The organism is Bradyrhizobium sp., from assembly GCF_019244115.1.
GTDB lineage: Bacteria > Pseudomonadota > Alphaproteobacteria > Rhizobiales > Xanthobacteraceae > Bradyrhizobium.
This window is the reverse complement of sequence record NZ_JAFATE010000192.1, coordinates 1-4,092: the sequence shown is the minus strand read 5'-3', so window position 1 is coordinate 4,092 and position 4,092 is coordinate 1. Positions and strand designations below refer to the sequence as shown.

Below are 4,092 nucleotides of genomic sequence, written 5' to 3'. Positions count from 1 at the left end.
GGATGCGCATCTGCAGACCATCGTCGCCACATCCTGGCATCTCATCGCTTAAAGCATGATGAAGTTTGCTCGAAACGGTTTACCGGCTCGGCTGTTCACCTCTCCCCGCTTGCGGGAGAGGTCGCCGCGCTCTTTGCGCGTCGGGTGAGGGGGACTGTCCACGGGGTCGGTTCCTTGAGACTCCCCCTCACCCCAACGCTCTCCCCGCAAGCTTGTTAAATCAATCCCTCCGCGGGCGGTCCACCTCTTCCCGCAAGCGGGGAGAGGGCGCGCACTCTCCGGTGCCGCTTCGATCGAAGCTGATTGCATCATCACGAAGCCAAAATCGCCTCAATGCAGCCGCGGTGCCTTCAGCAGCTTGGCGCGATCGGTGGAGGCGAGCACGACGTCGAAGGTGACGCCCTCATGATGGACGGTCAGCGGCACGTCGACGCCCGCCGCCCCCAGCGACCAGAGTTTTCGATAAAACTCGGCCTGGCTCGAAATGGTCTCGCCCTTCACCGCCAGGATGACGTCGCCGGTCTTCAGCTCGGCGCGCGCCGCGGGGCCGTTGCCGGCGATCCCGATCACCACCACCTTGTCGTCGATCTCGGTCGAATACATGCCGAGCCACGGCCGCGCCGGCTTGTTGACCCGGCCGAACTTGCGCAAGTCCTCGAGCACCGGGTTCAAGAGGTCGATCGGAACGATCATGTTGACATGCTCGGCGCGCCGTTCGCGTTCGCGCTCGAGCTGCAGCGAGCCGATGCCGATCAGTTCTCCGCTGTTGGAGATGAGCCCGGTGCCGCCCCAATTCGGATGCGCGGGATAGGTGAAGATCGCCTCGTCCAGCAGGTATTCCCAATAGCCGGCGAATTCCTGCTTGGCGATGATCTGGCTTGCGACGGATCGACTGCGGCCGCCGGCGCCGCCCACCACGACGCGATCGCCGACCTGTGCCGCGGTCGACGAGCCGATCGGCAGCGGTTCGAGGTCGAGGCGGCCGAGTGCCTGCACGAGGCCGAAGCCGGTCACCGGATCGAACCCGAGCGCATGGCCTTCCACGACGCGGCCGTCGGCCAGATGCAGCCAGACCGACTCTGCTTCGGTGATCAGATAGCCGATCGTCAGCACTAGCCCGTCATCGATCACCACGCCGTGGCCTGCGCGTTCGGTGCCCAGCGTTTCCGCGGTGAAGGCGTCGTGGGGAATGATCGAGTGCAGGGCGACGACGGAACTCAGCACTTGATCGATGTCGAAGGTGTAGTCGCCGGGATGCGGCTGGTAGGCGAGCGGAACTTTCCATTCAGTCAAAGAGGCCATCGTGGCTCTCCTGTTCGACGGGCGCGAGATCGGGGACGCCGCACGCTACTGTCATCCGAAACAACGCTCCCGCATGCCAATCTATCATCAACAGGCTGGCAGCGCACCAGTCCCGCCGGAAGCGGAACTGTTTGTGCAACGGGCGGCTCCAGTTGTCGCGCGCATCGGCCTGCAACGAGTGCCCAAAAGCCCGTATCCGTTCAGGGACGGCCGCATTCCCTTGCGAGGGCAGGCCACACGAACCACGCTCCGCCTGCATAAAGCGTTCGAACGGTCGAAGGTCCGGTGCGCGCTGCCACAAAAAACCGCCCCGCATCGAGCAGGGACCCGTCCGACCGGGTGACCGCCTCGATCAACCGCGCCGGCGAGCCGAAAGCGACCACGGCATCGGGCCGCACCGCCGTCGCGGCGATCGCCATGCCTGAAAACCAGATCGAGACCACGGCGAACAATCCCGCCAGCGGCAGCTTGCGAGAAGCAGGCGTGCTCTCAATAGTCATAGGCATGCTCGAACCGGTATCCGGCGTCCTCGACGCGTTTGACATCGCCGACCAGCGAACGCACCGGCGTGTCGATGCCGAGACGGCTCGAGCCGGGGGACGATTGGATCGGCAACCTGAATATAGGCTCGCCGTCGAAAACCGCCACTGCCGTGTCCGCGTCGGGAAGCACGATCGTGACGAGGATGCGATGATTGCCGGCGATCTCGAGCAGGGACGCGCCCGGATGCCGGCTCAGTTGCCGGACAAAGGCATCGAACTCGGCGTAGCGCGCCGTCTCCACCAGCACGCCCTTCGTTCCGTTCGCGCTCGAGACTTGCGAGAGCACCTTGACTCCGGGCACGCCTGCGAGATCCGACGGCGTCATTCCAGCAACCACGCTCCTGATCGTCAGATCGGCGGGGTCGTAACCTGCGAGAAAGCGGATGATCGCGGCATAGCCCGACTTTCCGGCGTATTGCAGGGTCAGCGAGATCCGCCGCTCGACGGCGCGGATCGATGGCACGAAAGGTGTCTCCTGCCAGAACGCCGTCAGCTTGTTCCAGAATGGAAAACGGTACCACGGTGTCTGATAGAGAAACGCCGCGTAGTCCTTCAGGAGCGCCAGGTTGAACTCGTCCTCCGCCGTCTTGCGGCCGTCGGCCGACCACGCGGTCAGCGCGCCGATCGTCCGCTCATAGACGCCCTGCAGCCCCATTTCGAGCGTGAAGCTGAAGCCGATGATGTAGTTCGTCAGCTTCTGATCGGAACTGCCGGGTCCTGACAGCGACGCCTGCCGCGTTGCGCCGCAAAGACTGCTCCAGAACCCGGTGATGCTCGCGAGGTAGTCGAAATCGGATTCGGAGCCGCGCGCGGTCACGCCGGCGAGATCCGTATAGGCATGAACGATGTACCATTCGGGAAAGGTCAGAAAGCTGTCGCCCTGGGCGCGCGCATAGCCCTGGGGGTGGATCGAAAAGTCCGAGCGAACGTTGGGCGGGGGAAGCGGCGAGACGCAGGATCGCTCCACGCCAATGACCGTTGCCGTGATGCCGATCGCGGCGGCCGCCAGCACCACGCCGGCGGTCCAGAGGGTCTTACGCAAGAGGCTCATGCCGTCACGCGATCCGTGCGCCAGGGCGACCAGCCGACGACAATCCCGAACGCGCCGAGGCCCAGATGAGGCAGGCTTGAGAGCAACTTGATCGTGGGCGACACGTCGCGGATGCCGTCGGTGAAGATGCTGAGATCAAGATATCCCGAGCCGGTGAAGGCACCCATGACACCATCGAGAAAATACAGCGTGCCAAACACTCTCAGGAAAAACATCGCGCTCCGGCGCGAGAAGGCGGAAGCAAGCGCCCACAGGCCCGAGGCGACATGCAGGGCGTCCTTGTAGATATCGAGGCGGAACAGGCCGAACACGCGGCCTTCCGAATCCACGAAGGCGGGGATGTAGTCGGTCAAGGCGGCAAACAGCAGGGCACATCCGAGCGCGATCGCGGCGATGCTGTAGCGGTTCATACCAAGTCTCTCATGCAAAATATGTGTCCCACATGGCATTGCGGAATCTGAGCTGCGGGTCGTAACGGCGTTTAGCGGCGACAAAGGCCGAAACGTTGGAGTAAGCTTTTTCGACCTGGTCGCGGCGGGCGTGGAGGCGATAGGGCAAATAGAACGCGCCGCCGATCGCGGTCACGCGGTCGATCAAGGCTTCGGTGGTCTGCATCATGTCGATCTCGCCTTCCGGCGTGGCCTCCTGGGAGAAGGACATCACGGCCGCGATCCGGCGCACCGGCGCGATGGTCAGCGACGGCGTCTTGTCCTCGGCGACGTAACGCAAGGTGACGTTGAGAAATTCGGCCTTCGCTTGCGGAATGATGTCGCGGCAGGCGCTGACGAACTCGGCAAAACGCTCGGGCGCCACGAAATATTCGTGCAGAATGTCGGTCCGCCGCAGGTCCTTCTGCGCGAGATTGACGACCGGCTCGGCCATCAGCGAATTGCGCGTCGCGGCGCCGCCCGTGATGGCCGGGCCGAGCCGCGATTCCATGAACCAGCGCAGCCCCTTGGCGATCTCCCAGCCGGTCTGCGCGCGATAGATGTCGTTCTGCAGCCCAGACAGCTTCCCGGCGCTGGCCACCGCCGGCAGTGTGATGGGCGCGTTCGCCACTGGGTGGTACGTCACCATCAGCGCGTCGTCGAAAAAATTCTTCCGCGACACCGACATGCGGCCATACGCCATCTTGAGCGAGCGGTCGGTGTCGATCGCCCGGATGAACTCGCTCGCGAAACGCTCCGGCGCCATGCG

At 64.0% G+C, this 4,092-nt stretch carries 4 protein-coding genes and 1 pseudogene; all 5 read right to left on the bottom strand.

Going from position 1 to position 4,092, the window contains the following annotated elements; genetic code table 11:
• Positions 1-330 precede the first annotated feature (330 nt).
• Positions 331-1,302, bottom strand: a complete 972-nt coding sequence (locus tag JOZ76_RS08415) for a S1C family serine protease (protein ID WP_291698162.1) — start codon at positions 1,300-1,302, stop codon at positions 331-333.
• Between the two features lie 200 nt (positions 1,303-1,502).
• A complete protein-coding gene (locus JOZ76_RS08410; protein ID WP_291698161.1) occupies positions 1,503-1,808 on the bottom strand; it encodes a hypothetical protein in 306 nt (101 codons plus the stop codon).
• Positions 1,792-2,895: a hypothetical protein gene (locus JOZ76_RS08405; RefSeq protein WP_291698160.1), complete on the bottom strand. Its 1,104-nt coding sequence runs from the start codon at positions 2,893-2,895 to the stop codon at positions 1,792-1,794. The genes JOZ76_RS08410 and JOZ76_RS08405 overlap by 17 nt, the downstream gene beginning before the upstream one ends.
• Positions 2,892-3,305 (bottom strand): DUF4383 domain-containing protein, encoded by a 414-nt coding sequence (locus tag JOZ76_RS08400; RefSeq protein WP_291698159.1) that lies wholly within the window; start codon positions 3,303-3,305, stop codon positions 2,892-2,894. Before JOZ76_RS08400 ends, JOZ76_RS08405 begins: the two co-directional genes overlap by 4 nt.
• A gap of 10 nt (positions 3,306-3,315) precedes the next feature.
• Positions 3,316-4,092: pseudogene (locus tag JOZ76_RS08395) on the bottom strand (FAD-binding oxidoreductase); the annotation flags it as partial.